General features: G+C 61.5%; 28 protein-coding genes. 10 read left to right on the forward strand and 18 right to left on the reverse strand.

Features of this window, described 5'->3' with window-relative positions; all coding sequences use genetic code 11:
- Window positions 1–16 precede the first annotated feature (16 nt).
- From ELH03_RS30920 to ELH03_RS30940, 5 genes are read right to left on the reverse strand one after another with little or no spacing between them, the layout of a single operon-like run.
- On the reverse strand, window positions 17–961 hold the full coding sequence (locus ELH03_RS30920; RefSeq protein WP_128403497.1) for an ABC transporter permease: 945 nt from the start codon (window positions 959–961) through the stop codon (window positions 17–19).
- Window positions 958–2007: an ABC transporter permease gene (locus ELH03_RS30925; RefSeq protein ID WP_130767289.1), complete on the reverse strand. Its 1050-nt coding sequence runs from the start codon at window positions 2005–2007 to the stop codon at window positions 958–960. Before ELH03_RS30925 ends, ELH03_RS30920 begins: the two co-directional genes overlap by 4 nt.
- Complete coding sequence (locus ELH03_RS30930; protein ID WP_130767290.1) at window positions 1997–3529, reverse strand: ABC transporter ATP-binding protein; 1533 nt, start codon at window positions 3527–3529, stop codon at window positions 1997–1999. Before ELH03_RS30930 ends, ELH03_RS30925 begins: the two co-directional genes overlap by 11 nt.
- Window positions 3526–4938: an amidase gene (locus ELH03_RS30935; protein WP_130767291.1), complete on the reverse strand. Its 1413-nt coding sequence runs from the start codon at window positions 4936–4938 to the stop codon at window positions 3526–3528. The genes ELH03_RS30930 and ELH03_RS30935 overlap by 4 nt, the downstream gene beginning before the upstream one ends.
- A gap of 8 nt (window positions 4939–4946) precedes the next feature.
- The gene (locus ELH03_RS30940) at window positions 4947–5933 is read right to left on the reverse strand and encodes a BMP family protein (protein WP_130767292.1); all 987 of its coding nucleotides are present in this window, start codon (window positions 5931–5933) and stop codon (window positions 4947–4949) included.
- Window positions 5934–6139: 206 nt separating this feature from the next.
- On the opposite strand from ELH03_RS30940, the gene ELH03_RS30945 reads away from it, so the two are divergent.
- Genes ELH03_RS30945 through ELH03_RS30955 form a run of 3 tightly spaced genes read left to right on the forward strand, consistent with a single transcriptional unit; the run spans window position 6140 to window position 8312 of the window.
- Entirely contained in the window at window positions 6140–6769 is a 630-nt protein-coding gene (locus tag ELH03_RS30945; protein WP_128409561.1) for a CDP-alcohol phosphatidyltransferase family protein, read from the forward strand.
- Complete coding sequence (locus tag ELH03_RS30950; RefSeq protein WP_128409562.1) at window positions 6766–7386, forward strand: lysophospholipid acyltransferase family protein; 621 nt, start codon at window positions 6766–6768, stop codon at window positions 7384–7386. The genes ELH03_RS30945 and ELH03_RS30950 overlap by 4 nt, the downstream gene beginning before the upstream one ends.
- Window positions 7383–8312, forward strand: a complete 930-nt coding sequence (locus ELH03_RS30955; RefSeq protein ID WP_128403490.1) for a phosphatidate cytidylyltransferase — start codon at window positions 7383–7385, stop codon at window positions 8310–8312. Before ELH03_RS30950 ends, ELH03_RS30955 begins: the two co-directional genes overlap by 4 nt.
- A gap of 14 nt (window positions 8313–8326) precedes the next feature.
- Here the strand turns inward: ELH03_RS30955 and ELH03_RS30960 are convergent, their stop codons facing one another.
- The 3 genes from ELH03_RS30960 to ELH03_RS30970 all read right to left on the reverse strand — a co-directional run bounded on the left by ELH03_RS30960 (window position 8327) and on the right by ELH03_RS30970 (window position 10152).
- Window positions 8327–8650, reverse strand: a complete 324-nt coding sequence (locus ELH03_RS30960) for a chaperone modulator CbpM (protein WP_026236977.1) — start codon at window positions 8648–8650, stop codon at window positions 8327–8329.
- Between the two features lie 2 nt (window positions 8651–8652).
- Complete coding sequence (locus ELH03_RS30965) at window positions 8653–9567, reverse strand: DnaJ C-terminal domain-containing protein (protein ID WP_128403489.1); 915 nt, start codon at window positions 9565–9567, stop codon at window positions 8653–8655.
- Window positions 9568–9684: 117 nt separating this feature from the next.
- A complete protein-coding gene (locus ELH03_RS30970; RefSeq protein ID WP_128409563.1) occupies window positions 9685–10152 on the reverse strand; it encodes a universal stress protein in 468 nt (155 codons plus the stop codon).
- Between the two features lie 160 nt (window positions 10153–10312).
- On the opposite strand from ELH03_RS30970, the gene ELH03_RS30975 reads away from it, so the two are divergent.
- Complete coding sequence (locus ELH03_RS30975; protein WP_130767293.1) at window positions 10313–11215, forward strand: NAD(P)-dependent oxidoreductase; 903 nt, start codon at window positions 10313–10315, stop codon at window positions 11213–11215.
- Between the two features lie 11 nt (window positions 11216–11226).
- On the opposite strand, the gene ELH03_RS38205 is transcribed toward ELH03_RS30975, so the two are convergent.
- The 3 genes from ELH03_RS38205 to ELH03_RS30985 are packed head-to-tail and all read right to left on the reverse strand — an operon-like array spanning window position 11227 to window position 11760.
- Window positions 11227–11370 carry a type II toxin-antitoxin system RelE/ParE family toxin gene (locus ELH03_RS38205; RefSeq protein WP_245504913.1) on the reverse strand — a complete coding sequence of 48 codons (144 nt, stop codon included), beginning with the start codon at window positions 11368–11370 and terminating at the stop codon, window positions 11227–11229.
- Entirely contained in the window at window positions 11367–11555 is a 189-nt protein-coding gene (locus tag ELH03_RS38695) for a type II toxin-antitoxin system RelE/ParE family toxin (protein WP_348633884.1), read from the reverse strand. Before ELH03_RS38695 ends, ELH03_RS38205 begins: the two co-directional genes overlap by 4 nt.
- Window positions 11512–11760: a type II toxin-antitoxin system ParD family antitoxin gene (locus tag ELH03_RS30985; protein WP_072642369.1), complete on the reverse strand. Its 249-nt coding sequence runs from the start codon at window positions 11758–11760 to the stop codon at window positions 11512–11514. The genes ELH03_RS38695 and ELH03_RS30985 overlap by 44 nt, the downstream gene beginning before the upstream one ends.
- A 210-nt stretch (window positions 11761–11970) precedes the next feature.
- On the opposite strand from ELH03_RS30985, the gene yghU reads away from it, so the two are divergent.
- Complete coding sequence (gene yghU / locus ELH03_RS30990; protein ID WP_105010207.1) at window positions 11971–12846, forward strand: glutathione-dependent disulfide-bond oxidoreductase; 876 nt, start codon at window positions 11971–11973, stop codon at window positions 12844–12846.
- An 84-nt stretch (window positions 12847–12930) separates the two neighbouring features.
- Here the strand turns inward: yghU and ELH03_RS30995 are convergent, their stop codons facing one another.
- The 5 genes from ELH03_RS30995 to ELH03_RS31015 are packed head-to-tail and all read right to left on the reverse strand — an operon-like array spanning window position 12931 to window position 18899.
- Window positions 12931–14445: an ABC transporter substrate-binding protein gene (locus ELH03_RS30995; protein ID WP_130767294.1), complete on the reverse strand. Its 1515-nt coding sequence runs from the start codon at window positions 14443–14445 to the stop codon at window positions 12931–12933.
- 19 nt (window positions 14446–14464) lie between these two features.
- Window positions 14465–16174, reverse strand: coding sequence for a dipeptide ABC transporter ATP-binding protein (locus ELH03_RS31000; protein ID WP_130767295.1), 1710 nt, complete (start codon window positions 16172–16174; stop codon window positions 14465–14467).
- Complete coding sequence (locus tag ELH03_RS31005; protein ID WP_128403484.1) at window positions 16171–17022, reverse strand: ABC transporter permease; 852 nt, start codon at window positions 17020–17022, stop codon at window positions 16171–16173. Before ELH03_RS31005 ends, ELH03_RS31000 begins: the two co-directional genes overlap by 4 nt.
- Window positions 17019–17957, reverse strand: coding sequence for an ABC transporter permease (locus ELH03_RS31010; protein WP_128403483.1), 939 nt, complete (start codon window positions 17955–17957; stop codon window positions 17019–17021). The genes ELH03_RS31005 and ELH03_RS31010 overlap by 4 nt, the downstream gene beginning before the upstream one ends.
- A gap of 51 nt (window positions 17958–18008) precedes the next feature.
- Entirely contained in the window at window positions 18009–18899 is an 891-nt protein-coding gene (locus ELH03_RS31015; protein WP_130660018.1) for a proline iminopeptidase-family hydrolase, read from the reverse strand.
- A 129-nt stretch (window positions 18900–19028) separates the two neighbouring features.
- Between ELH03_RS31015 and ELH03_RS31020 the strand changes: the two genes are divergently transcribed.
- The 4 genes from ELH03_RS31020 to ELH03_RS31035 all read left to right on the forward strand — a co-directional run bounded on the left by ELH03_RS31020 (window position 19029) and on the right by ELH03_RS31035 (window position 22866).
- Window positions 19029–19841 carry a helix-turn-helix transcriptional regulator gene (locus ELH03_RS31020; RefSeq protein ID WP_196767072.1) on the forward strand — a complete coding sequence of 271 codons (813 nt, stop codon included), beginning with the start codon at window positions 19029–19031 and terminating at the stop codon, window positions 19839–19841.
- 176 nt (window positions 19842–20017) lie between these two features.
- Window positions 20018–20920: a proline iminopeptidase-family hydrolase gene (locus ELH03_RS31025; protein WP_130767296.1), complete on the forward strand. Its 903-nt coding sequence runs from the start codon at window positions 20018–20020 to the stop codon at window positions 20918–20920.
- A gap of 91 nt (window positions 20921–21011) precedes the next feature.
- Window positions 21012–21869, forward strand: a complete 858-nt coding sequence (locus tag ELH03_RS31030; protein ID WP_130767297.1) for a helix-turn-helix transcriptional regulator — start codon at window positions 21012–21014, stop codon at window positions 21867–21869.
- A 94-nt stretch (window positions 21870–21963) separates the two neighbouring features.
- Window positions 21964–22866, forward strand: coding sequence for an NAD(P)H-binding protein (locus ELH03_RS31035; protein ID WP_130767298.1), 903 nt, complete (start codon window positions 21964–21966; stop codon window positions 22864–22866).
- A 63-nt stretch (window positions 22867–22929) separates the two neighbouring features.
- On the opposite strand, the gene ELH03_RS31040 is transcribed toward ELH03_RS31035, so the two are convergent.
- Together ELH03_RS31040 and ELH03_RS31045 are read right to left on the reverse strand one after the other, a co-directional pair.
- Complete coding sequence (locus ELH03_RS31040) at window positions 22930–23841, reverse strand: acetamidase/formamidase family protein (protein ID WP_128403479.1); 912 nt, start codon at window positions 23839–23841, stop codon at window positions 22930–22932.
- Window positions 23842–24091: 250 nt separating this feature from the next.
- The gene (locus ELH03_RS31045) at window positions 24092–24709 is read right to left on the reverse strand and encodes an outer membrane protein (RefSeq protein ID WP_128403478.1); all 618 of its coding nucleotides are present in this window, start codon (window positions 24707–24709) and stop codon (window positions 24092–24094) included.
- Between the two features lie 309 nt (window positions 24710–25018).
- On the opposite strand from ELH03_RS31045, the gene ELH03_RS31050 reads away from it, so the two are divergent.
- On the forward strand, window positions 25019–25825 hold the full coding sequence (locus ELH03_RS31050; RefSeq protein ID WP_130767415.1) for an ABC transporter ATP-binding protein: 807 nt from the start codon (window positions 25019–25021) through the stop codon (window positions 25823–25825).
- Window positions 25826–25834 lie beyond the last annotated feature (9 nt).

Here is a 25834-nt window from a genome sequence, read left to right on the forward strand (position 1 = left end):
ATTGGACAGAAGTGGTTCAGCGTTCGCCGCGACGATAGGGCTGCATCAGCGCCTGTGGAACGCGGGCGCGGCGGGCCATGACGGCAAGGGCGGCAATGGAAAGGATATAGGGCGTCATCAGAAAGAGCTGATAGGGCACGAGCCCGCTCAGTGCGGTTTGCAGCCGCAGCTGAAAGGCGTCGAAGAAGGCAAAGAGCAGCGCGCCGAACAGCGCGCGGCCGGGCCGCCAGGAGGCGAAGACGACGAGCGCGATGCAGATCCAGCCGCGCCCCTGTACCATGGTCGGAAAGAAGCTGTTGAACGCCGACAATGTCAGGAAGGCGCCGCCCATTCCCATCAGCGCGCTTCCGGCAATCACCGCGCCGTAGCGCACCTTCATCGGATTGACGCCCTGGGCTTCCGCCGCATGCGGATTTTCGCCGGTCATGCGGATCGCAAGGCCGACGGGTGTGCGGAAGATGATGTAAGCCATCAGTAGGGCGATAAGGATGGCAAGATAGGTCGGCGCCGTCTGCGTGAAGAAGGCCGGCCCGATGAAGGGCAGCGTCGAGAGACCCGGAATGGCGATCGGCTGGAACGGCACGATGGTGGGCGGAGTATTGGCAAGCGGCACGATCAGCCGGAAGACATAATAGCTGAAGCTCGAGGCAAACAGCGTAACGCCGAGACCGGAGACATGCTGGGAGAGGCCCAACGTCACCGTCAGCGACGCATGCAAAAGGCCGAAGACGCCGCCGGCCACCGCCGCAATCAGCAAGCCGGTCCAGAGATCGGCGCCGTGATAGACGGAAAGCCAGCCGATCATCGCGCCGAAGGTCATGATGCCTTCGATGCCGAGATTGAGCACGCCCGCCCGTTCGCAGAGCAGTGCGCCGAGCGTGCCGAAAATCAGCGGCGTGGCTATCCGCAGAATTGCCGCCCAGAGCCCTGATGAAGCGATGATGTCGAACAGTTGCATCATCGCCGGATCCTGTATTGGGTGAAGAACAAGGCAATCAGCATCGTCAGCAATGACAGCGCCACCGTGACATCGGCGATATAGGTCGGGATCCCAAGGCCCCGGCTCATCCCATCCGCGCCTACGAACATGGTGGCCGTGAAAATGGCGGCAAAGACGACGCCGAGTGGATTGAGGTTGGCGAGCATGGCGACAACAATACCGGCGTAGCCGAAGCCCGGCGACAGGTCGGTCGTCACATAACCCTTGACGCCCATGACCTCGATCGCTCCCGCCAACCCTGCAAGCCCGCCCGAGAGACAGGCGACCTTCACCAGCGTTCTACCGAGCGGGACGCCGGCAAAGACGGCCCCGCCGGGATTGAGGCCCGCGGCGCGCGACTGCATGCCGAACACGGTGCGGGACTGGATGAAATGGACGACGACCGCCAGTGCGATCGCGATCGCAAATCCGATATGCAGGCGCGAGCGGGCGATCAGCTTCGGCAGCATGGCATGATCGCTGACGGATTGCGACTGCGGCCAGCCAAAGGCCAGCGGATCCTTGAGAACACCATCGATCAGCATCGAAACGAAGAGCACGGCGATGAAGTTCAGGAGCAGGCTGGTGACGACCTCGTCGACGGAGAAGCGCAGCCTGAGCCAGAGCGGGATCAGGATCAGCACCATGCCGGCAATGGCGCCGACCACCAGCAGCAGCGGAATGAGGATGGCGGCGGGAAGATCGCCCAACAGCTTGGAACTCGCCGCGGCAACGGCGATGGCACCGAGATAGAACTGGCCTTCAGCGCCGATATTCCAGAGCCGCGCCCGGAAAGCGACGGCGGCGGCAAGCCCCGTCAGCATCAGCGGCGTTGCCCGCGTCAGCGTTTCGGTCGCTGACAGCCGCGAGCCGAAGGCGCCGGTCAGGATGCGCCAATAGGCATCGAGAACAGGCGCGCCGGCGATTGATATCAGGATGCCGGCCAGCGCCAGTGCCGCGATGACCGCGATCACAGGGGTGACGATCAGCAGGTAAAGCGGACGATGTTCGCGGCGCTCAAATCGCATGGCCGGCCTCGAGGGTTTCCTGCCATTCGCCGGCCATCATCAGCCCCAGCCTGCGGGCATCGGCGCTTTCGGCCGCGACGGGCGGGGACAGGCGGCCGCCGACGATCGCCTGTATGCGATCGGCAAGCGCGATCACCTCATCGAGGTCCTCCGAGATCAGCAGCACGGCGGTACCCTGCCTGCGGGCTTCGAGCAGGCGTGCGTGCACGGCCGCCACTGCCCCTTCATCGAGGCCACGCGCGGGCTGCGCCGCGATCAGGATGCGCGGCCGCCAATGCAGGTTGCGGCCGAGAATGAGCTTCTGCATATTGCCGCCGGAGAGCAGGCGGGTGCGAATGGCAGGGCCGCCGCCGCGGACATCAAACCCGTCGATGATCTCCTTGGCGAAGGCCATGCCCGCCTTGCGGTTGACGAAACCACGGCGAGAGAATGCCGGCGAGGCGATGCGCTCCAGCACGGTGTTTTCCCAGATCGCCATTTCGCCGATCACACCCTCTTCGTTGCGGTCTTCGGGAATGCGGCCGATGCCGGCTTCGACGACATCGGTAACGCCAAGATTGCCGATGGCTTTGCCAAACAGCAGCAGGTCGCCGGCGCTGCGCGCCAGCATACCGGAGAGAAGATGCGCCAATGTCGCCTGGCCATTGCCCGAAACGCCGATGATGCCGAGGATCTCGCCCTGGTGCAGCCGGAAGCTGATCGACTTCAGCCGATCGATGCCGCCGGTGCGCACCGTCAGATCGGCCGCTTCGAGGGCAACGGCGCCGGGTGTCGACGGCTCGCGCACGGGTCGTGTTACACGGCGCCCGATCATTAGTTCAGCAAGTTCCGCCTTGCTGGTTTCCGACGCCTTGCGTTCGGCGACCATCTTGCCGCCGCGTAGGACCACGATGCGGTCGGCTGCTGCCATCACCTCGTCGAGCTTGTGCGAGATGAAGATCAGCGACAGGCCCTGGCGGGCCATTTCCCTTAGCGTCGTGAACAGCCGTTCGGCCTCGATGTTCGTCAGCACTGCCGTCGGCTCGTCGAGGATCAGGATGCGGGCGTCATTATAGAGCGCCTTGAGGATCTCGACGCGCTGCTGCTCGCCCACCGACAGGTCGCCAAGGCGGGCATCCGGATCAACCTTGAGGCCGAAGCGCTCGGAAATTGCCAGGAGTTTCTTCCGCGCCGCTGTTGTTCCCGATCGCCAGGACCACAGCCTTTCCGTGCCGGTCATGACATTTTCGAGAACGGTCAGATTGGGCGCGAGCGAAAAATGCTGATGCACCATGCCGACGCCGGCGCGGATCGCCGCACGCGGCTTGCCCTGCGGCACCTCCGTGCCCTCGATCAGGACGCGGCCGGCATCCGGCATGTAATGGCCGAAAAGGATGCTCATCAGCGTGGTCTTGCCCGCGCCGTTCTCGCCGAGCAGAGCGACGACCTCACCCCCGGCGAGCGTCATGGAAATATCGTCATTGGCAAGATTAGCGCCGAAGCGCTTGCTGACGCCGATAATCTCCAGCACCGGCCCGGTCATGACGGCAGTCCTGCAACGGGAAAACGGTGCTGCCACCGCCCCTCGGCCTCCAGGCGTGCGGCAAGCGACAGGAGACGCGGCTCGTGGCCCATCGGTGCCATGATCTGCACCGGCAGCGGCATGGCGTGCTCATCCCGTCCGAAAGGCAGTGTCAAAGCAGGAAAACCCGAAATATTGGCGAGGCAGGCAAGCGGCGCAAATGCCGTCATCCGCCCGAGATGCAGATCCGTGTCGGCATGATCGGACGGAAAGGAGCCGATCGCAAGAGGCACAGACGAAAGCATCGGCATCAGGATGCAATCGACCCTGTCGAATAGCGTCCAGAGCTTATGGCTCACCAGGACGGCATCGTTCAAGGTGTTCCAGAGCGATGTCGCCGGAAGCGCCCGTCCCCGCGCCGTGAAAGCCTGCGTCAGAGGCTCGGCCCTGCTTTCATCAAGCGCTGCCGCCTTCATGAGTGCTGCAAGGTTGACGGAGACGATATCCGCGAAGGCGCGGCCGCTGGCGGCGACGCTCCATTCGAACTCGGCCCAGCTCAGCGGAACGATAACATGCCCGTCGTTCTCGAGGGCACGAGCCGCATCCTCGACGGCTGCGAGCCGATCACCCTCGGTCGGATAGGCCGCTCCGGTATCGGTCAACAGGCCGATCCGCAAACAGCCGTTGCCGATATGGAGAGGGGAAGGATCCGCAAAGGGACCTCGCGAATTGCCGCTCAGCCAGTCGAGAATCACCGCAGTATCCCGAACCGAGCGGCAGACCGCGAGTTCGCTCGCAATGCCGGCAACGTGGTTGCCGAAGGATGGCCCGCCCGGAATGGCACCGCGCGTCGGCTTCATCCCAACAAGGCCGCAGCAGGCGGCGGGCACACGGATCGAGCCGCCGGCGTCGGTCGCATGCGCAATCGCGACGATCCCGGCGGCAACCGCGGCCGCCGCACCGCCGGAGGAGCCGCCCGCGGTTCGTGTCGGATCGAGTGGGTTGCGACAGACAGGCCCGATCGCCGGTTCGCTCGCAAGCGACAGGCCGAATTCCGGGCTGGTCGTCAGGCCGAAGAGGCAAAAGCCGGCTTCGCGGAAACGGGCAGCCAGATCGGAATCCGCTTCGCCGCCCTTTCTTTCGAAAAGACCGGAACCGGCCGTGACCGGCAGCCCGGCAAAAGGACCGCCAAGATCCTTCGCCAAGGTCGGCACACCGCCAAAGGGCCTGGCGGCAAAGCGATCGGGCTCGCTCCGCCGCTCATTGTCGCGGTCGTCGGCAGAGGCGAGGCCCATGGCGGCATCAAGATAAGCGATGGCGCCGAGCGGCTCCTGCAGCACGTCTGCCTCAAGAGAAGCCTGCATCGCCTCCGCAGCGCTCAGCTTGCCATGCCTGATCGCTGCCGCCAGATCCGTTGCATCGCCCTTCATGAACCGAATTACTTCGGCTCGTCCATCATCTTCGGGACTTCGAAGGTGCCGGCCTTGATCTCCGCCCGCTTGGCCTCCATCGCAGCCTCTGCCTCGGCAGGCGCCACGCCCTTCACGAAGACGATGTCGCTGCCGCCTTCCTTCATCAGGCCGTAAGACGTGTAGTTCCTGCCGACCGGCTTTCCGGCAGCGACATCGGCGATCGCAGCGTCCAGGATCGGGCGGAAGTACCACATGGCGTTGGCAAACACCGTATCCGGATAACGTGGCGTATAGTCGATCAGCGAGCCGACCGACTTGATGCCGCGCTCCTTGGCGGCATCGGCAGTACCGATGCGCTCGCCGAACAGGATGTCGGCGCCGGCGTCGATCTGGGCAAGACCGGCTTCGCGGGCCTTCGGCGGATCGAAGAAGGTGCCGATGAACGAGACGAGGTGCTTTGCATCGGGATTGACCGCCTTAACGCCAGCCGCGAAGGCATTGATCAGCATGTTGACCTCGGGGATCGGAATGGCGCCGACCGAACCGACGACATTCGACTTGGTCATCTTGCCCGCCAGCATGCCGGCAAGATAGGCGCCGTCATGGTTCCAGGTGCCGAAGACGCCGAAATTGTCGCCGGCCTGCTCGCCGCTCGAACCGAGCACGAAAGCGGTATCGGGATAATCGGCCGCGACCTGCCGGGCTTCTTTCTCCACCGCATAGGCCTCGCCGATAATCAGCTTGTTGCCCTGTTCGGCATATTCACGCATGGCGCGGGGATAATCGGTGCCGGAGACGCCTTCGGAGAAGACATATTCGATGACGCCTTCCTTGGCCGCGTCCTGCAGCGCCTTGTGCAGACAGGAGTTCCAGGCATTTTCCACCGGCGACGCATGGATGCCGGCAACCTTCAGTGGCGCAGCCGCTCTTACCAGCGGGGCGAAGCCGCTGACGCCGAGCGCAATGCCCGACGCGATCACTGTCCGGCGTGAAATCAGCATGTCTTTGGTCATTGTTTTGCTCCCCTTTTTTTACCATTTGGTTCAAAAATCATAGTAGCGCCCAAAAATGTGTCAAGCAGTAAACGGGCTTAAAAATCAGGCTGTTCGACCCATGCTCGCCGAAGGGCGGAGGTGATGGGCTGGATTTACAAGTGTTATATCTTGGCGTGACGACATCGGCAGGATATGCAAGGATCATTGGGGTTGGGGGACATGAAATGGGGGAAGAAGAGGGCGCCTCGCGGCGGCCGATCGCGAGCCGGTCGTCGTCCTGGGCCATCGGCCTCAGCGCGTGGCTGGCGCGGAGCGGCGCGACACCGAACGGCATCTCGCTTTTATCGGTCGTATTCGCGGGTATAGGTGCAGCGCTCATCGTTTTCACAACACATCCGATAGCCATGGTTTGTGCCGCGATCTCGGTACAACTGCGGCTCGTCTGCAATCTGTTGGATGGAATGGTCGCGATCGAGGGCGGAAAGAAAACCAAGAGCGGGCCGATCTACAACGAATTCCCCGACCGGGTCGCCGACAGCCTGTTTCTGATCGCGGCCGGCTATGCCTGCGGCTTTGGCTGGCTCGGCTGGCTGTCTGCGCTGCTCGCAGCACTCACCGCCTATATCAGGGTGTTCGGAGGATCGGTCGGTCTTGCCCAGGACTTCAGCGGTGTCATGGCCAAGCAACGCCGCATGGCGGTGCTGACGGCGGGCCTCCTCGCCCAGAGCGTCGAGACTCTGATATCAGGCAGCCACTGGTCGCTGATTGTGGCATCTTCGGTCATCGCGGCCGGCAGCCTTGTCACCTGCATCACACGCACGATAACGCTTGCCGGTTCCCTGGAGAGACTATGATCGCACTCATCCGTCGGCTTCTTGTGCTGTTCGTCCGTATCCTGGTCGGCGCCCGAAGCGAGTGGCGGGGCTGCGCGCCCGATCCCAGTCGCCGCATCTATTTCGCCAATCACAACAGCCATATCGATACCGTCGCCGTCATGGCCGCCTTGCCCTGGCCGGTGCGCCGGATGACCCATCCGGTTGCGGCGCGGGACTATTGGGGAACGAGCGCCTTTCGCCGTTTCATCGCAGAGAAAGGCCTGCGCGCCGTCTTGATAGACCGCAAGCCTCCGCCGGACACCGACCCGCTGGCTCCGATAGAGCGCCTGCTTGAGGAGGGGCGCTCAGTCCTGATTTTCCCGGAAGGAACGAGAAGCACCACCGATGAGATCGCCCCGTTCCGCAGCGGCATCTTTCGTCTTGCCTGCCGTTTCCCCGATGTCGATCTGGTGCCGATCCATCTCGACAACCTCCAGCGCATCCTGCCGAAGGGAAGCATGCTGATCGTGCCGATCACCTGCACGGCGCGCTTCGGCAAACCCTTGCGCGTCGAACCGGGCGAGGAAAAGGCTGTATTCCTGGCGCGCGCCCGTGCCGCTGTCATCGAGCTCGCGGATGGGGGGCACACGGCATGACCAGTATGTTCTCTCTCGTGCTAGCTGCTATCCTCGGCCTGCTTGCCGTCGCCTCCGCCATCGGTTTCATCCTGCAGCGACGCGCGACAGAACCCGGCTCCGTCGCCACCGTTCAGAACCTCAACGCCCGCATCCGCTCCTGGTGGATCATGGTTGCCGTGTTCGGCGGCGCGATCCTGCTCGGCGAAACGGCGACCGTCATCCTGTTCGCATTCCTATCCTTTATGGCGCTTCGCGAATTCTGGACCCTGACACCATCGCGGCGCGGCGATCACCTGGCGCTTTTCCTGTCCTTCTTCGTCGTCTTGCCGCTGCATTACGTGCTGCTCGGAACGGAGTGGTACGGTCTGTTTGCGATCTTCATCCCGGTCTATGCCTTCCTGATCCTGCCGGCGGTGGCGACCTTGACAGGGGATGTCAACGAATTCCTCGCGCGGACCGCCAGAGTCCAATGGGGTTTGATGCTGACGGTCTATTCGATCAGCCACGCGCCCGCCCTTCTCATGTTGGAGACCGGCACGTCACCGGCGCTCCTTCTCGTTTATCTGGTCGTGGTCGTGCAGCTCAGCGACGTCTTCCAGTATGTCTGGGGCAAACTCCTCGGAAAGCACCGTTTCTCGCCGAACATCAGCCCGTCGAAGACGATCGAAGGGCTGGTCGGAGGCGGCGCCTCGGCCATCCTCGTGGGAACACTGCTATATCGCCTGACACCCTTCTCCCCGCTGCAGGCCACTGCCATCAGCACGGTCATCGTCGTCGCCGGCTTCTTTGGCGGCTTCGTGCTCTCGGCCATCAAGCGCGATCTCAATGCTAAGGACTGGGGTTATGTGATCGAAGGCCATGGCGGCGTGCTTGACCGCCTCGACTCTATCACCTTCGCCGCACCGCTGTTCTTCCACATCGTCCGCTATTGGTTCACCGTGTAGAAGCTTGGTTCTGGCTAAAACCGGTCGATCTCCTCGAGGCTCTCGAACAGCCGGCGCTGAACATCCCGCTCCTGCTTGCTGATGGCGGTCATCAGCTTGCCCATCGTGCCCCTGAGGCCGTGCAACTGGTCGACCAGGTCCATGACGACATCGACGCCGGCTTCGTTGACACCCATGTTTCCCATGAGGTCCAAGATGAGCCGGGCGCGTGCGACATCGGCGTCCCGGAATTGCCGTTGGCCGCCTGACGTCTCCGGGATCAGCCAACCCTCTTCGACCCAGAGGTCGAGCTGGACGATGTCGATTTTCAAGTAAAGACGGAATTCGAGATCATCCATGATCAGGCCTCCATGTTCTTTCTCGGATCGTATGAGTTTGCCGTCGCCCATTCCTGGACGAAGGCCGTCAGTCGTTCATCCGGGGCGTCGGGCAGCACGATCTTCAGCGAAATATAGACGTCGCCGTGTTCGCCACCACGTTTTGCAACACCCTTGCCCTTGAGGCGCAGCACCTTGCCGGTGTTGGAATGAGGCGGCAGGGTCAGATTAACAGGCCCTGACGGCGTCGGCACACGAACCTTGCCGCCGAGCACGGCCTCGCCGAGCGAGATCGGCAGTTCGAGCCGGATATCGTCGCCGTCTCGCGTGAAGAAGCGGTGCGGGCGCACACGGATGTCGATCAGGGCATCGCCCGCCGGCCCGCCTCCGATCCCCGGCTCGCCCTTGCCGCGCAGCCTCAAGGTTTGGCCGTCACGCGTCCCCGGCGGGATCTGCACATCGAGCGCCGGACCATCAGGAAGCTTGATCTCGGTCCTGGTGCCGTTGACGGCGTCGAGAAAATCGACCTCCATGGAGAACTGGCGGTCCCGGCCACGACCACGGGTCTGGCTGCCTCCCGTCCGCCGCGAAAAGAAATTGGCGAAGAGATCGTCGGCATCGCCGAAATCGGCAAAGCCTGCGCTGTTGTGATAGGGATCACTAGGACCGCTCGCCGAGGCATAGTCGCGGTAATAATTACGCTGCGCCCGCTCGGCGCCCGTAATGTCGATCTCGCCGCGATCGAAGCGGCCGCGTTTTTCCTCGTCGCTCAAGATCTCGTTTGCGGCCGAAATTTCCTTGAACCGTTCCTCGGCCTTTTTGTCGCCGGGGTTGAGGTCGGGGTGAAGTTTCTTGGCGAGCTTGCGGAACGCGCTTTGAATATCCTTTTGCGTCGCATCCCGCTTTACGCCCAGAAGCTCATATGGATCCTGGCTCATGCATATCTCCTGAGGGCAGCGATACTGCTGGTTGGCTTGGGGATGATATAGGTGGTCGGGCCGCCGCCGGGGAGGGGAGGCGGTCGTTCTGCTCGACCTCCTCAATCCGCAGCGGAACTAAAACAACGCCGCGTCTTCCACTTGTGGCGCCGAGCCTTCCTGCGCGGGATCGGGTCGCCGATCGATGAGAACCGAGCACCCGGCGTGACGCACGACCTTGTCGACGATCGAGGAGAAGACGTAGTCGGTGATATTCGTCACATGGGATGAAAGCAGGATGAGATCGGCCGATTTCTCCCTTGCGACGGAGACGAGCAGGGAGGCGGCAACGCCGACGCGCACCTCGATCGTCGCCGGAATCCCCATCTCTTTACAGCACGATGCAAGTTTCTTTTCGGCGTCGACGATGGCGGTCGTTTCGAATTCGTCGGGAAGCTCCGTCAGGTGACGGTGCGGGATACTCTCGATGACGTGCATGACGACGATGCTTCCGCCTTCATCCACCAGCGCAGCAGCCCGGCGCAGAAGGCGGCTTGCCGTTTCCCTGGAACCCATGCCGATGCAGCAGATGATCGTCCGATACATTGAAATCCATATCCTTGAATGCGAATGATAACACCGATCATACCAGTGTCGACCATCCCGGCATTGACGAATATCAAGAAAAAGTGCCGCAACGGCAGCGCGCATGAAACGGCCAGCTGCTTCGCGACGGACCTCCGGCTGAATCGTCGCAGTTGACGACATGGTCACCAGCAACATTTCTAACCCGATGTCGTCACTGATTGAGGTTCACATGCCGAATTTTGCGATTATCGGATCGGGTGCGATGGGAAGCGCTGTCGCCAAACGGCTGATCGACCACGGCGCCACGGTGCTGACTTACCTCGAGGGCAGGAGCCAGCGGACGATTGCGCGGGCAAAGGCAGCCGGCATGGTGCCGGTCGACCGCCAGGAGCTGACGAAGGCCGAGCTGATCCTGTCGATCATTCCGCCGTCGGAGGCGATCAAGGTCGCCGACCTCGTCGCGGACATATCGTCGGGGATGCCGGCCCCGCCGCCCTTCGTCGACCTCAACGCGATTGCGCCGAAAACGATGCAGGCGTTGGCGGCGCGGTTCGAAGGCAGCGGCGTCGAGGTGCTTGATGGTGCGATCATCGGCGGGCCGCCGGTCCCCGGCAAATCAGGTCCGACCATCTATATCAGCGGCGATACCGCGGAGCGGAGCCGGCTGCTCGAGGATTGCGGCCTGCAGATCCGCAGGCTCGACGGACCACTCGGCGCCGCCTCGGCACTGAAGATGTGTTATGCCGGCATCAACAAGGGATTTATCGGCCTTAGCACCGCCATGCTGCTTGCCGCATCGCGTTCGGGTGCTGCCGAAAGCCTGAAAGCCGAGCTCTCCCAAAGCCTTCCCGACGTCGGCCGCAAGCTGTCGAGATCCATTCCCGACATGTATCCGAAAGCCTATCGGTGGGTAGCCGAAATGCAGGAGATCGCCGATTTCCTCGGCGAGGATGATCCGGCCACGACCATCTTCCGCGGCATGGCGGACGTCTTTGCCAGGATGGCTGATGACGTGGAGGGCAGCCGCGTGCTCGTCGGGCAGTTGGACGAAATCCTCGCGCGACCCGACATCGATCGCTGACCGCAATAGCCTTACAGGTGCTTGGCTACGTCCATTCTTCGATGAAGGATGCGCACGATGATGATCTGGCCTGCATCATTGCTTTTGAAATACAGAAAATGAGAGCCAACAGAGACCTTTCTGTACCCTTTCCGAATATCTGAGGGACGGCTCATCCGTCTTCCCTCCGCCAATTCGTGGCAGGCGTCTCTTTGTCCTGGATGTAATGCTCTGCCTGATCGACATTCCAACTCGTCGCTGTGTAATCCCAAATCTTCTCAATATCGGTTTGCGCAGCAGGAGAAATATGATGCCTGTCATTTCGCCTCGAACGCCGCACGTTTGCGAGCGTTGAACGCATCGAAATCAAAGGGCGTGGCAGGGCCGGATTCCTCGCCTTCAATCAAGGCATCCTGTAATGCCTTCACTTTGGCTTCGTGTTCTTCAAGTAGGCGAAGGCCGGCCCGAACAACGTCAGTGGCTGAACCATAGCGGCCAGCCTGAACTTGCGTATCGATGAAGCTGGTGAAATGCTCGCCGAGCGATATGGACGTATTTCTGGCCATGCTGAATCTCCTTTAAGCCAATATACCAATTTTTGGTACATAACAAAACCTAGTCTTCACAGCGTGAATCTGATCCCCGGCCAATTCTGACGATTGTGTGAAGCCGCTTCGACACCGCTGACAAAACCTGATTGCCTCTGCTATGTCAGGAAAAATGCGGCGGCCCAACCGGCGTCGCGCTCTGTCCGACCAATGCCAGGAGTTTGAAAGATGAGCGGTTCTTCCGAATATACACCCCCGAAAGTCTGGACCTGGAACAAAGCGAATGGCGGTCAATTCGCCAGCATCAATCGCCCGATCGCGGGACCGACGCATGACAAGGAGCTTCCGGTCGGCCGTCATCCGCTGCAGCTCTATTCGCTCGGCACCCCGAACGGCCAGAAGGTGACGATCATGCTCGAGGAGCTGCTGGCTCTCGGTCATAGCGGTGCCGAATATGACGCCTGGCTGATCAAGATCGGCGATGGCGACCAGTTCGGAAGCGGCTTCGTCGCGGTCAATCCCAATTCCAAGATACCGGCGCTGATGGACCGCAGCGGACCAAAGCCGATCCGTGTCTTCGAATCCGGTGCTATCCTCACCTATCTCGCCGAGAAGTTCGGCGCCTTCCTGCCGACGGAACCGAGTGCGCGCGCCGAATGCCTGTCATGGCTGTTCTGGCAGATGGGAAGCGCGCCCTATCTCGGCGGCGGCTTCGGCCATTTCTACGCCTATGCGCCGACGAAGATCGAATATGCGATCGACCGCTTCGCCATGGAAGTGAAGCGTCAGCTCGACGTGCTCGATCGTCGCCTCGCCGAAAGCGAGTATCTGGCAGGCAGCCAATATACGATCGCCGATATTGCCGTCTGGCCCTGGTATGGCGGCCTGGTGAAGGGCTGGACCTATGGTGCAGCCGAGTTTCTGCAGGTCGAGGACTATAAGAACGTGCTGCGCTGGGCCGACACCATCCATAGCAGGCCGGCCGTGCAACGCGGCCGGATGGTCAACCGCCTCTCCGGCGATCCCTCGACCCAGTTGCACGAGCGCCACGACGCCAGCGACTTCGACACCAGGACGCAGGACAAGCTCGCGGCCGCCGAGTAAGCGAGTGGCCTCAGCCACTTGTCGCAGCAACAAATGATGCTCCGCCGCCTTTACGGCGGCGGAGCGTTTGCAGGCTGCCCGAACTCAGTTCTTGACCGTGTCTTCCAGGAAGAATCGGCCGAGCGGGTTCTGGTAGAAGTTCTCGATATTCTTGCGTGAGACGTTGATATAGGGGCTGTAATAGAGGTCGATCCAGTTGACGTCGTCCTTGGCCATCTTCTGCAGATCGACATACATCTGTTCGCGCTTCTTCGGGTCGAGCTCGAGACGCGCCTTGGCAACCAGTTCCTTCACCGCCTCGCTTTTGTAATTGGTCGAGTAGTTGTTGTTGGAATCGTGGCCGAGGACGAAGGTGGTCTTCTGGTCCGGATCGAGAATGTCGTTGGTCCAGTAGTTGACCGAGACGTCGTAGTCGCCGGCAACGATCATGTCCCATTCCTGGCTCGGGTCGACCTTCTGCAGATTGGCGGTGATGCCGGCCTTCTGCAGTTGCTGCTGGACGAGCACAGCCGTCTGTTCGTCGACTTCATCGCCGGCGCGGACCAGGTAATTCAGCGTCAGGTCCGAGGCGCCTGCAGCCGCCAGCAGCTCCTTTGCTTTTTCGGGATCATAAGGCCGCTGCAGATTGTCGGCATAATAATAGAGCGCGCCCTTCGGAATGTAGGAGTTGGCGACCGTGCCCTGGCCGAAGGTAACGGTATCGACGATCGCCTTCTTGTCGATCGCAAGATCCAGCGCCTGGCGGACTTCCTTCTTGCCGAGCGCGCCATGTGCATGATTGATCAGCAGATGATCCTCGCGGGTCGAAGCGTCGATATCGACGTTGAGGTTCGGGTCCTTCTTCAGCTCCTCGACGCGGGAGAAGGGAACGAAGATCGCGGTGTCCAGCTCGCCGGCCTGAACGTTCAGCATGCGGGTGTTGTCGTCAGGCACCGAGATCCACTCGACGCCGTCGAGCTTGACGCGGTCGGCCTGCCAGAAGTTCGGGTTCTTCTTGAGAATGACGCGGTCGCCGCGCCGCCATTCCTCGACCACGAAGGCGCCGGATGCGATCGGCTTTTCGCCATAGGCATCGGGGCCAAGCGATTCCATGCCCTTCTTGGAGATGACGGAGGCATTCGGCAGCGCCAGCGTCGAAAGGAACGGCGCGGACGGGTTCTTGAGCTTGATCGTCAGCGTGTGCGCGTCGGTTGCCACCGCCGTATCGATCACCTTGTAGGAATCGCTCCATAGCGAGGCCGCGTCATCGCGGATGCGCAGCAGGCTGTAGGCCGCGTCTTCCGCCGTCAGCGGCGAACCGTCGGAGAATTTCGCGTCGCGGATCTTGAACGTGTAGGTCAGCCCGTCATCCGAGGCGGTCCAGCTTTCGGCAAGGCCCGGCTCCAGCTTCGTGCCTGTCTTGTCGACGCGGATCAGCACGTCGTAGACGTTGGAGAACACCCAGTTGTCGATGTTCTGGGCGGTCTTGATCGGATCGAATGTTGTCGAATCCTCGCGGCGGCCGATGGTGAGTACACCGGCGGCCTCCGCATAGCTTGCACTGAGCGTCAGGCCGGCGAGCAAGGCTGCAAGCCCGATTGATTTCCACCTGTTTGTCATGAGTTCGTTCCCTTCGTTGTTATGGCATGCGTTTGATGGGCTGGATTGGCATCGTCTGCGGATCGTCCTTGCCGCCGACGCCTTGAAGCAGCGGCTTGTCAGGATCGATGTCAGGAATGGCAGCGATCAGCGCCGCCGTGTAGGGATGTTTCGGCCGCGCGAAGACCTCTTCGGAGCGGCCTTCCTCAACGACCTCGCCGCGATACATCACGACGACCCGTTCACAGAGATTGCGGACGATTGCGAGATCATGAGCGATGAAGATCAGCGTCAGGTTCATCTTCACCGTGAGCTCGCGGAAGAGTTCGATGATCTGGGCCTGGATGGTGACGTCGAGGGCGGCCACGCATTCGTCGGCGATGATCATCTTCGGATCAACGGCGAGGGCCCGGGCGATGCCGGCGCGCTGGCACTGGCCGCCGCTCATGCTGCGCGGTTTGCGGCCGGCGAATTCGCGTTCGAGGCCGACGAGATCGAGCAGTTCGCCGATCCGCGCCGGGATATCGGCCTTGGCGACCTTGCCCTGCACCTTCAGCACCTCGGCCAGCATCTGCCCGATCGTCAGCCGCGGATTGAGCGCATTGTAGGGATCTTGGAAGACCATCGCCGTCTCGCGCCTGAGCTTTGCCAGGCCGGCACTCTTCTGCAGCGCCAGATCGACGCCGTCGAAGGTGACGTGGCCCGAGGAAAGCGGCGTGAGGCCGAGCACGGCGCGGGCAAGCGTGCTCTTGCCGCTGCCGGATTCGCCGACGATGCCGACCGTCTCGCCCGGCATGATCTGCAGGCTGACGCCGGCAACGGCGCTGACCGTCTTGGCACCGCCTCTGAGCAGGGCGCCGCCCGCTCTGAAGCGCACGTGGAGATCATCGATTTCGAGCAATGGTCTCGCCGGCTGGCTGGCCTCGGCAAGCTCGAGCGGCGGCGCAGGCGTCTCGGTTGAGATGGAAGGGTGGCTGTTGATCAGGTTGATCGTATAGGGATGCTGCGGCCGCGCCAGGATCGTCCGCTTCGGCCCCTCTTCGAGCAGCTTGCCGCCGCGCAGCACGGCGATGCGGTCGCAGGTCTGGGCGACGATACCGAGATCGTGGGTGATCAGAATGATCGACAGGCCGCGCCGATCGCGAATGTCAATCAACAGCCGCAGGATCTGCGCCTGGATGGTCACGTCGAGTGCCGTCGTCGGCTCGTCGGCGATCAGGATTTTCGGATTGCAGGACAGCGCCACGCCGATCATCGCGCGCTGCCGCATGCCGCCGGAAAATTCGTGCGGATAGCTATCGTACTGGCGCACGGGATCGGGGAAGCCGACCTGCGCCAGGATTTCCGTCGCCGCGGCGCGGGCCTCGCGGGGGCCGAGGCCCTGATGGTAGCGGATGCCCTCGGCGATCTGATCGCCGATCCGCATCACCGGGTCGAGATGGCTGGTCGGGTTCTGGAAGATCATGCCGATCTCGCCGCCGCGCACTTTCAGCATCTCGCTATCGTCGACCCGCATGAGGTCGCGCCCTTCAAGCAGCACGCTACCGCTTTCGATCTTCAGCAGCGAGGAGGGCAGCAGGCGCACCAGGGAACGGCAGAACAGGCTCTTGCCCGAGCCGCTCTCGCCGACGAGACCAAGGATCTCGCCCTTGCCGAGGTCGAGCGAGACCGCATCGAGCAGCGTGCGCGGGCCGGAATCGACATGCGCCCTGACTGTGAGATCGCGGACGGACAGCACGGAGCCGCTCATTCGTGCACCCCCAGCAGTTCGCCAAGCGCGTCACCCAGCATGCTGAAACCGAAGGCGAGGCAGACGATGGAGAGGCCGGGAAACAGCGTGATCCACCATGCGGTGGTGATGAAGCTCTGTCCTTCCGCGACCATGACACCCCATTCGGCGATCGGCGGCTGGACGCCGAGGCCGAGATAGCTGACGGCAGCGCCGCTAAGCAACACCAGTGTCGCATCGGACATCGAAAAGACGATCGAGCCGGCGATCGCGTTCGGCAACAGGTGGCGGAACATGATGCGCGGGCGGCTGAAGCCGAGGCTGACGGCGGCAACGGCATAGTCGCTGCCTTTCAGCACCAGCATCTGCGCCCGGATCAGCCGCGCATAGGAGACCCAGCCGACAAGCGCCATGGCGATATAGAAACTGCCAAGACCCGGGCCTAGGATCGCGATGATCGACAGCATCAGCACGAGGAAGGGAAAGGCGAGGATGATATCGACGAGGCGCATGAACAGCGCATCGACGATGCCTCCGAAAAAGCCGGCGATCGTGCCGACTGTCGTGCCGATCACGAAGGGGAAGATGACGCCGATCAGCGCCATCTGCAGGTCGAGGCGCGCGCCCCAGATAACGCGGGAGAGGATATCGCGGCCGAAATTGTCGGTGCCGAAGGGGTGCAACAGCGAAGGCGCCTGCAGGCGGACCTCGGCATTCTGCATGATCGGGTCGTAAGGCGCGATGATGGGCGCACCGATCGCCAGCAGAACGAAGAACAGCAGCAAGCCGGCACTGAGCGCAAGCATCGGCCGTCGGCCGAAGAACCGACGCCAGCCGAGAGATGCGGGGGAAATCGCCTCGATGCTCATAGCTTCACCCTCGGATCGACGGCGACGGTGACGATATCGGCGATGAAGTTGATGAGCACGGTGGCACAGGCAAAGACCATAGCGACACCCTGGACCACCATGTAGTCACGCGAGAAGATCGCCCTGACAAGCAACTGCCCCATGCCAGGCAACGCAAAGACGCTCTCGACCACCACTGTGCCGCCGATCAGCCAGCCGATGTTGACGGCGAGCAGGTTGATCGTCGGCACCAGCGAATTCGGCAGGACGTGTCGCCAGAAGACGATGCGTTCGGGCATGCCGCGGGCGCGCGCCGCCGTCGCGACGTCCGATTTCAGCTGCTCGATCATCGCCGCCCGCAGGCTGCGCGTCAGCACGGTCGAAAGCGACAGCGCGACCGTCAGGCTCGGCAGCACGAGATGCGACAGCTTTTCGCCGATCGTCGCACCATAGCCCGAAACCGGCAGCACACCGAGTTCAACGCTGAAGAGGATGATCAGCATTAGCCCCAGCCAGAAGGGCGGAAAGCCGATGCCGAAGGTCGAGACGATGCGCACCGCATGGTCCGGCGCCCGGCCGGCATTGCGTGCTGCGACCGCCGCCATCGGCACTGCGATCAGGACCGAAAGCACGACGCTGGAGACGACGAGTGCAAGCGTCGGCTCGATACGGGTGACGATCAGCTTCAGCACGTCGATCTTGTAGAGGATCGACTTGCCCATCTCGCCATTGGCAAGGTTCTTGAGGAAATAGACATATTGCAGCCACATCGGCTGGTCGAGGCCGTACTGGGCGCGAATGCTGGCAAGGGCCGCCGGCGTCGCACGCGTGCCGAGGATATTGCGCGCCGGATCGCCGGGGATCAGCCGGACCAGAATGAAAGTGATGACGCTGATGCCGAAAATGACGGGCAGGAACTGCAGCGGTCGCGTCAGAACGAATTTATAGCGATGCATGACGGCGATCGCCCCTTTGTCTTCGTCGGGTTCGGTCCGCTCCCTCTTGCATCAGCCTGCCTCGTGCCGGTCGAGAAAATCGAGAAGCGCCGGATAATAATCCTGCGGGTTCTCATAGAACGGCATATGGCTGGCATTGGCAAATACCTTGAGCTCGGCATTCGGCAGCGCAAGCTTCATCCTCAGCGCACAGGCCGGCGTCAACTCGTCATGCTCTCCCGTCGTGATGAGCACCGGCAGCGTCAGCCGCGGCAGATCGGGGATGCGGTTCCAGTCCTTGAGGTTGCCGATATAGAGAAACTCGTTCGGCCCCTGCATCGTCTCATAGGGCGCCATGTTCCAATCATCGAGCGAGCGGCGTACCGGCGCGGGCCATTCCGGCAGACGGCAGACATGGCGATAGTTGAGGATGGTGACGGCAGCGAGATATTCCGGATGATTGTAGGTGCCCTGCGCCTCGTGCTTCTGCATCATCGACACGGTTTCGGGACCGAGCGCTGCGCGCAGCCGTTCCAGTTCCGAGATCAGATGCGGCATGTCGGCGACGGTATCTTCGAGGATCAGCGTCTTGAGGTTTTCGGGATAGGTCAGCGCATATTCGATCGCCAGCCACCCGCCCCAGGAATGGCCGAGCATGTGGACCTTGCCGAGCCCCAATGCCTTGCGCACCGTCTCCGTCTCCTCGACATAACGGCCGATCGTCCAGAGCGAGAGATCGTCCGGCCGGTCGGAAGCGCCGGTGCCGAGTTGGTCGAAGGCGACGACGCGATAGCCCTTGTCGATGAGACAGGAATGCGCCTCGCGCAGGTAATCGCAGGGTAGACCCGGCCCGCCGTTCAGGCAGAAAACCGTCTCGCTGCCGGTCCCGAAGCTATAGGCAACGACGCGATAGCCATCGACATCGATCTCGAATCGCTCGTCCGGCCGTATTTCACGCCACATTGATCGCTCCGGCAGAAGATTTCGCTTGCTCAATATTTGGGCACGGCTAAATTTTTACCTTAAACCGCATTCAGTGCCAGCTATAAGAAGTGATAGGGTGGGCCGCAATGCCGAACCCGGGAGCAGCCCATGCTTGACGACCCCATTCTTGACGACATTGGAACGATCAGGCGGCAGTTCACAGCGCACGAAACGCTGGACGGCCGGATCGACCAGGCCTTCGAGGCGATGAAGCAGATCGGTTTCGAGGCGCTGATCTACGATTATACGCCGGTGCCTTACGATCTCGACGGCGCGATCATGATACCATCGCTGCTGAAGCTGCGGAATATCTCAGACGATATGCACGACTACTGGTTCAATCGCGGCTATTTCCGTATCGATCCGGTGCAGCAGGTGGCGCTGCGCACCTCCGCACCTTTCTTCTGGAACTATGACCCGAACGCCGACACGCTGATCAACCGTTTCATGAACGAAGACACCGCGCCGGTGACGCGCTATTTGAGCGAACGCGATATGTCGACTGGCGTCACCGTCCCGGTTCATATGCCACGCGGCGACTATGCGACCGTCACCGGCATCCGCTTTGGCCGGAACAAAGATTTCGAACGGCACGCGCTGCGCTATATCGCCGACTTCAACCTGCTTGCCCATGTCTTCCATGAGACCGCCTATTCGCTTTTCGACACGCGGGCGAAGAGCGTCGGCACGATCCGCCTGACCGAGCGGGAACGTGAGTGCCTGCGCCATTCGGCGGAAGGTTACTCCGCCAAGGAAATTTCCCGCATCATCGACCGTTCCGTACCGACCGTCGTGATGCATCTGAACGCCGCGACAAAGAAACTCGGCGCCCGCAACCGCACCCAGGCCGTGGTTCGCGCCACCCATTACCGCCTGCTCGAAGACCGGCCGACCCATAATTGGCCACCCTATAACTTGTGATAGCTGCCTTCGCCGTCGCCGCCGCGTTATGCTTTTCATCATTGCCAGAGCATGATGCCGAAAAGTGTGAGCGGTTTTCGGGCGACATCAAGCTCTAACTATTTAATTTAGAACAGGATTCAGATTTTGGGCCGAACAGGCCCAAAATCATCCTGTTCTAGGAGATGGAGACACCGGTGGGCGAAGTCACGACCAAAGAAGCCTATCTGCCCTTTCGCGACTATCGCACCTGGTATCGCATCACCGGTTCGCTGGAGAGCGGCAAGCTACCTCTCGTCGTCGCCCATGGCGGGCCCGGCTGCACCCATGATTATGTCGATTCCTTCAAGGATATCGCCGCCCTCGACGGCCGTCCGGTCATCCATTACGACCAGCTCGGCAATGGCAATTCCACCTGCCTTCCGGAAAAGGGCCCGGATTTCTGGACGGTCGGCCTGTTTCTCGAGGAGCTGGACACGCTGCTTTCCCATCTCGGTATTCAGCATCGTTACGCCTTCCTCGGCCAGTCCTGGGGCGGCATGCTCGGCGCCGAACATGCGGTGCGCCGGCCGCAAGGCCTGAAGGCACTTGTTATCGCCAACTCGCCGGCCAACATGCACACCTGGGTTTCGGAGGCGAACCGGCTGAGGCAGGAACTGCCGAAAGAGGTGCAGGACACGCTGCTGAAGCATGAACTGGCGGGAAGCCTCGCCGATCCGGAATATATCGCCGCCTCGCGCGTCTTCTATGACCGCCATGTCTGCCGGGTGGTGCCGTGGCCGCCTGAAGTGGCGCGGACCTTCGCGATCATGGACGAAGACAACACGGTCTACCGCAACATGAACGGCCCGACGGAATTTCACGTCATCGGTACGATGAAGGACTGGACGATCGAGAACAGGCTCGACCGCATCGAAGCCCCGACGCTGCTGATCTCGGGAAAATACGACGAGGCGACACCCTTGGTGGTAAGGCCTTATCTCGAACGCGTTCCGGGCTGCGAATGGGTGCTCTTCGAAAATTCCAGCCACATGCCGCACGTCGAGGAAAAGCAGCTTTGCCTGGCGACCGTTTCCGGTTTCCTGGCACGGCACGATTGAGGAAGCGCGTGCGCCGGCTACACCGTTTCTTGCCGCGGCAGTGGCGCTTGCGATAGTCTCCGTCCCATTCAAGAGCGAATGGAACGGACCGATGAACGATCATCCGCAAACAGAAAGCGCGACAATCCTCGCAACGAGCAGGGGCCGTGCCTGGCGCGGTCTGGAGGCCGAGCTTTTGCGCATTCCGCCCGGCCGCACGCATATTTCAGGCACGCCCTATCATCGCCTCGGAATCCATGTCGGCCGGCCGGTGCGGGCGCAATGCCGCTGTGACGGGCGGGAGCATCGCCGACTGCAGAAGCATGGCGATATCGACGTGGTGCCAGCCGGCCTCGATGGCGTCTGGGAGGACGACCGTGAATGCATGATCCTGCGGCTGAAAATCAGCACGGATCTTTTCCATCGGGCTGCGATCGATCTCGGCCGCGATCCCGCGGAGGCGATCGTGCCGCAATTTCAACTCCGCGATCCGCGGCTCGAGGCAATCGTCTGGGCCTTGAAAGCGGAACTCGAGGCGGATGTGCCGTCCGACAATCTCTATGCCGATACGCTGGCGACAGCCTTGGCGCTCCGTCTGGTCGAGGCGGGCAGCGGCAGCTCTCGCCCAGTGGATAGCGGCAGAGCGCTCTCGCCCCGTCAGAAGCGGATGCTTGCCGACTACATCGAGGATAATCTCGACACGTCGCTTTCGCTTGCAGAACTGGCAGGTCTTGCCGGACTGAGCCTCTCGCACCTGAAGACGCAGTTTCGAAACAGTTTCGGCATGCCGCCGCATCAGTATGTGATGCACCGCCGGATCTCGCGTGCCGAGGCACTGATCCGGAGCTCCAGCCTGCCGCTGAGCCAGATCGCGCTGGAAGCAGGCTTCGCGCATCAAAGCCATATGGCAAACAGCATGAAGCGGCTGGTCGGCGTCAGCCCCGGCACCATCGCCCGTCTACGCAATTGACGAAAAATGGCCGATCCTGCAACGGATCGGCTGAATGCGCAGGCAACGCCCCTGGCGGCAGTACATCTTCCTTCGACTGCGAACAGAGGAAGGAATGATCATGTTTGTCATCTTCGGCGCCACCGGCAAGGTCGGCAAGGCAACGATAACAAGGCTTCGAGCCGAGGGCTCTCCTGTCAGGGCGGTGCTTCGTAATCCCGCCAAGGCTGCACCCCTTGCGGCGCTCGGATGCGAGATCGCCATGGCCGAGGTCGGCGATGCCGATGCCATGGCCGTCGCGATGAGAGATGCGACGGCTGTACAGCTCATCTGCCCGATCGAACCTCGCACCGCCGATGCTAGCCGCCACATGCTGCAGTCGATCGAGCGGATGGCGGAGGCGATCGATGCCGCCCGGCCGCCGCGCGTCCTGGCGATCTCGGATTACGGCGCACATCTGACGATCGATACCGGCATTACCAGCCTGTTCCGTGCGATGGAGGAGCGGTTCCGGCAGTGCAGCACCAGGATGGTCTTTCTGCGTTCGGCCGAACATATGGAAAACTGGGCACGCTACCTGAAGATCGCCGGCGAGACCGGCATAATGCCGAGCATGCACCTACCGTTGTCGCGACCTTTCCCGACCGTCTCAGCCGCCGATATCGGCGATATGGCCGCAAACCTTCTGCTCGTCGACGAGGATCATGGCCCTTTGCCGCGGATCATCCATGGCGAGGGGCCGCGCGAATACACGGCGCTCGAGATCGCTGCGGCCTTGGGGCGGTTATTGACCCGGAGCGTCGTCGCACGCGAACTGCCGCGTGCCGATTGGCTGGCAACGCTAATGCGCGCAGGACTCTCGCACAATTACGCCGATCTGATCGTCAGGCTCGGCGATGTGCACAATAGAGGCCTGATCGGAGCGGAAGCCGGCGTCGGCGAAATCCGTCGTGGCAGCACGGAGCTTTCCACTGCCCTTGAACCATTCCGTCCTGACGTCCGGCAGTCTGTGCCGTGATAGTCTCAATCGCGTGACGCACGGAGAGGAGTCCTGTCGGGGACGGCAGCTCCCGAGAACCCTCTATCGGCGAACCAGCCATTTCTTGGCGACACGGCAAGCCATCGTATAGGCCGGATCGAAGACGTTGCCGACGTCATAGCGCACCACCTGGCCGAGCAGATGGCTGGCCGCCGTCCTGTCCAGGCCGTAATCCGATGCCAGCCAATTCAGCATTTCGCTGGTCGCATGCTGGAGCGCCTGATCGAGGGGCCGGGCGTTGCCGATGGTGAAGATGTCTTCGGCGGTTTCGCCGCGCGGCCAGACCAGTCCGGCCTTCTTTTCCACCGTCAGCCGCACCGTGACTTCGAACGTCGTCTCGACGCCGGTTCCGACGATCTCGCCATCCCCTTGCACGGCATGGCAGTCGCCGAGAAAGAACAGGGCGCCGGGAGCCGATACCGGGAAGCGGACGGTGGTGCCGGGGCCAAACAGCCGATAATCCATGTTGCCGCCATATTCGCCGCTGGTCGCGGTCGATATCGCCTGGCCGAGGCTGGGCGCCACGCCGAAACAGCCGATCATCGGGGCGAGAGGCAGAACGAAATTTTCGAGGCCGCCGACCGGCTCGGAAAGCCGCACGGTCAAGGCCTCACGGTCGATCGCCCAGACGGCCATATCGCGCGCCGGCAGGTCACGAACCGTCTCGGGATCGACGACATTGGCGGCGACGACGCTGCGGGTAAAGCCCGTGTCCCTCGTCGGGACCATGCTGATGATCTCGACCTTCAACGCATCTCCGGGCTCAGCACCTTCCACGAAGATCGGGCCGTTCATCGGGTTGGGGCCGGATGCCTGCTTGATGCCGTCCTTGTCATACCCAACGGCGTCGAGCGTCCCGGTGACCACGGTGTCGCCGTCGGCGATGTGCAGGGCCGGCGGAAGAGAGCCGATGACATTGTGAAAGCTCGTCGGAATGAAGCGGTGAGTGGTCATGAGAATACGGCTCTCGCTCGTTTCGAATATCATGAGCCTGCGGCTGAACTGCCCGGCGGAAAGAGTTCGAGACTAGATCAGAGATTTCCTTGCAATGCCAATATCCACAGTATCACCCGTAACATAGGGTTCGGCCGCAATTCCGGCGGCCGATTGGCAGGCTGTCAAATCAACTCATCTTTGTGCACGCCGGGCAAGATTCGCGGATGATCACGCCTCAACCGACGTCGAGGCGTGATCAGATCGACGTTCAGAATTTGAAGCTGGTGCCGATTGTTACCTTTTGCTGATTAACCTCGAAATCGCCGAGCGCCGAGCCGAAATCCTTGCGTCCGAAGTCGTCATAACGATATTCAGCACGCATCATAATATTGTCGGTTAGAGCGCGCTCCACACCTCCACCGGCGGTCCAGCCAATCAGAATGTCGTCCTTCTTGCCAATTCCAGGCACGTCGACTTCTCCACCCGCGGCCGCCAAACCCCCGGTTCCGTAGATCAGCGTACGGTCCAAGGCATATCCCACGCGGCCACGCGCCGAGCCATCCCATTTGAGGGAAACGTCGCTTCCATCCTTCCAGTTGTAGTTGAAGTCATTCTCGATACCGAAGATGAAAGGGCCGTGCTGAAAATTATATCCGCCGTAGATACCCGTCGAACCTCCATCAAGATCCTGCTCGGAACCGTTGAGGTAGCTCGCATGTGTCGAGGTGTATCCGCCTTGAAGCCCGAGATAAAATCCCGACCAGTCGAAGGCCGACTGGGTCTGTCCCTGTTGAACGTAAGCAGGATCCTGAACCACGGCATCGGCGGCAAAGGCCGGCACCGCCGAGAAAGCCACGGCGGCCAGCGCGATTATCTTTGTGTACATTAAATTGCCTCGTCATTTCGATGATTGGAGAAGGCTTCAGCAAACCGGAAGTCGGCTGGGACCGATGCATTATGCTGCGGTTCGGTATTGCGGTTTGCACTTTATTGTTGAGATATGTTGCGACCTTGGGCGTCTTGGAGACGGCGCGTTGCACTTGGAAAAGTCAACCTGACCAGGTGGCCGAAAGGCCTGCCTCCCGCATGAGGATGCCGAGTCGCTAGGCAGGGGTATTGGAACAACGAAAATAGTTGATTGCTAGTCTCATCTTTAGTACCGAGCTATCACCCGGTTAAAGGATGTCACGTGGCTATGCTCCCCCCGACGCAAGATCCGCCTCGAACGGCTGAAACTTTTGTCGCCGAAAATATAGGTCTTTCGATAGAGGGGAACGAGATTCTCCGCGACGTCAGTCTTAAATTTCCGGCAGGAGAAGTTGTGGCACTGGTCGGCCACAACGGCTCCGGTAAATCCAGTCTTCTCAAGATGTTGGCTCGCCAGCTTGTGCCAAGCGCTGGATCGATTTCTTACGGGAACCGGGATCTTAGGATGTATAGGGAACGCGTCTTCGCTCGTTCGGTCGCATATCTGCCCCAGGATGTCACGACCGGATCGGAAATGACGGTCCGCGAGCTTGTGGGATGCGGTCGCTATCCGTGGCACGGGGCGCTCGGCCGCTTCACCAAGAACGATGAAGGGAAAGTCGAGGAAGCCCTCCGAGCAACACATATCGAGAAGTTCGCCGACCGTATCGTCGGAACACTGTCAGGCGGTGAGCGGCAACGTGCCTGGATCGCGATGCTGATCGCTCAGGATGCCCGGTGCCTGTTGCTCGACGAACCGACTGCGGCACTCGATGTTGCACATCAGATTGAGGTGCTCTCCCTTGTGCGACGCTTGGCGCACGAGGTTGGAAGCAGTGTCGTCATCGTTCTCCACGACATCAACATGGCCGCTCGCTTCTGCGATCGGATCCATGCATTGAAACGCGGTCGCGTTGTTGCGAGCGGAACGCCGAGCGTGATCCTTGCGCCAAACACGCTGCAAGAGATCTATGGGATCGATATGGACGTGATCTCGGCGCCCAACCTGCCTTATCCGCTCGCTTATGTTTGCTGAGGCTAATCG

Source organism: Rhizobium beringeri (assembly GCF_004306515.1).
Lineage (GTDB): Bacteria > Pseudomonadota > Alphaproteobacteria > Rhizobiales > Rhizobiaceae > Rhizobium > Rhizobium beringeri.

Excerpts from the sequence above, each read along its gene's own strand:
- ELH03_RS38695 (WP_348633884.1), bottom strand. The coding sequence starts at position 11,555 with ATGCGTTCAACGCTCGCAAACGTGCGGCGTTCGAGGCGAAATGACAGG.
- ELH03_RS30945 (WP_128409561.1), top strand. The coding sequence starts at position 6,140 with ATGGGGGAAGAAGAGGGCGCCTCGCGGCGGCCGATCGCGAGCCGGTCG.
- ELH03_RS30955 (WP_128403490.1), top strand. The coding sequence starts at position 7,383 with ATGACCAGTATGTTCTCTCTCGTGCTAGCTGCTATCCTCGGCCTGCTT.
- ELH03_RS30965 (WP_128403489.1), bottom strand. The coding sequence starts at position 9,567 with ATGAGCCAGGATCCATATGAGCTTCTGGGCGTAAAGCGGGATGCGACG.
- ELH03_RS31050 (WP_130767415.1), top strand. The coding sequence starts at position 25,019 with ATGCTCCCCCCGACGCAAGATCCGCCTCGAACGGCTGAAACTTTTGTC.
- ELH03_RS30985 (WP_072642369.1), bottom strand. The coding sequence starts at position 11,760 with ATGGCCAGAAATACGTCCATATCGCTCGGCGAGCATTTCACCAGCTTC.
- ELH03_RS30930 (WP_130767290.1), bottom strand. The coding sequence starts at position 3,529 with ATGACCGGGCCGGTGCTGGAGATTATCGGCGTCAGCAAGCGCTTCGGC.
- ELH03_RS31030 (WP_130767297.1), top strand. The coding sequence starts at position 21,012 with ATGAACGATCATCCGCAAACAGAAAGCGCGACAATCCTCGCAACGAGC.
- ELH03_RS30920 (WP_128403497.1), bottom strand. The coding sequence starts at position 961 with ATGATGCAACTGTTCGACATCATCGCTTCATCAGGGCTCTGGGCGGCA.
- ELH03_RS30950 (WP_128409562.1), top strand. The coding sequence starts at position 6,766 with ATGATCGCACTCATCCGTCGGCTTCTTGTGCTGTTCGTCCGTATCCTG.
- ELH03_RS31005 (WP_128403484.1), bottom strand. The coding sequence starts at position 17,022 with ATGAGCATCGAGGCGATTTCCCCCGCATCTCTCGGCTGGCGTCGGTTC.
- ELH03_RS30940 (WP_130767292.1), bottom strand. The coding sequence starts at position 5,933 with ATGACCAAAGACATGCTGATTTCACGCCGGACAGTGATCGCGTCGGGC.
- ELH03_RS31020 (WP_196767072.1), top strand. The coding sequence starts at position 19,029 with ATGCTTGACGACCCCATTCTTGACGACATTGGAACGATCAGGCGGCAG.
- ELH03_RS30970 (WP_128409563.1), bottom strand. The coding sequence starts at position 10,152 with ATGTATCGGACGATCATCTGCTGCATCGGCATGGGTTCCAGGGAAACG.
- ELH03_RS31015 (WP_130660018.1), bottom strand. The coding sequence starts at position 18,899 with ATGTGGCGTGAAATACGGCCGGACGAGCGATTCGAGATCGATGTCGAT.
- ELH03_RS30975 (WP_130767293.1), top strand. The coding sequence starts at position 10,313 with ATGGTCACCAGCAACATTTCTAACCCGATGTCGTCACTGATTGAGGTT.
- ELH03_RS31035 (WP_130767298.1), top strand. The coding sequence starts at position 21,964 with ATGATCATGTTTGTCATCTTCGGCGCCACCGGCAAGGTCGGCAAGGCA.
- ELH03_RS30935 (WP_130767291.1), bottom strand. The coding sequence starts at position 4,938 with ATGAAGGGCGATGCAACGGATCTGGCGGCAGCGATCAGGCATGGCAAG.
- ELH03_RS38205 (WP_245504913.1), bottom strand. The coding sequence starts at position 11,370 with ATGAGCCGTCCCTCAGATATTCGGAAAGGGTACAGAAAGGTCTCTGTT.
- ELH03_RS30995 (WP_130767294.1), bottom strand. The coding sequence starts at position 14,445 with ATGACAAACAGGTGGAAATCAATCGGGCTTGCAGCCTTGCTCGCCGGC.
- yghU (WP_105010207.1), top strand. The coding sequence starts at position 11,971 with ATGAGCGGTTCTTCCGAATATACACCCCCGAAAGTCTGGACCTGGAAC.
- ELH03_RS30925 (WP_130767289.1), bottom strand. The coding sequence starts at position 2,007 with ATGCGATTTGAGCGCCGCGAACATCGTCCGCTTTACCTGCTGATCGTC.
- ELH03_RS31040 (WP_128403479.1), bottom strand. The coding sequence starts at position 23,841 with ATGACCACTCACCGCTTCATTCCGACGAGCTTTCACAATGTCATCGGC.
- ELH03_RS31045 (WP_128403478.1), bottom strand. The coding sequence starts at position 24,709 with ATGTACACAAAGATAATCGCGCTGGCCGCCGTGGCTTTCTCGGCGGTG.
- ELH03_RS31010 (WP_128403483.1), bottom strand. The coding sequence starts at position 17,957 with ATGCATCGCTATAAATTCGTTCTGACGCGACCGCTGCAGTTCCTGCCC.
- ELH03_RS30960 (WP_026236977.1), bottom strand. The coding sequence starts at position 8,650 with ATGGATGATCTCGAATTCCGTCTTTACTTGAAAATCGACATCGTCCAG.
- ELH03_RS31000 (WP_130767295.1), bottom strand. The coding sequence starts at position 16,174 with ATGAGCGGCTCCGTGCTGTCCGTCCGCGATCTCACAGTCAGGGCGCAT.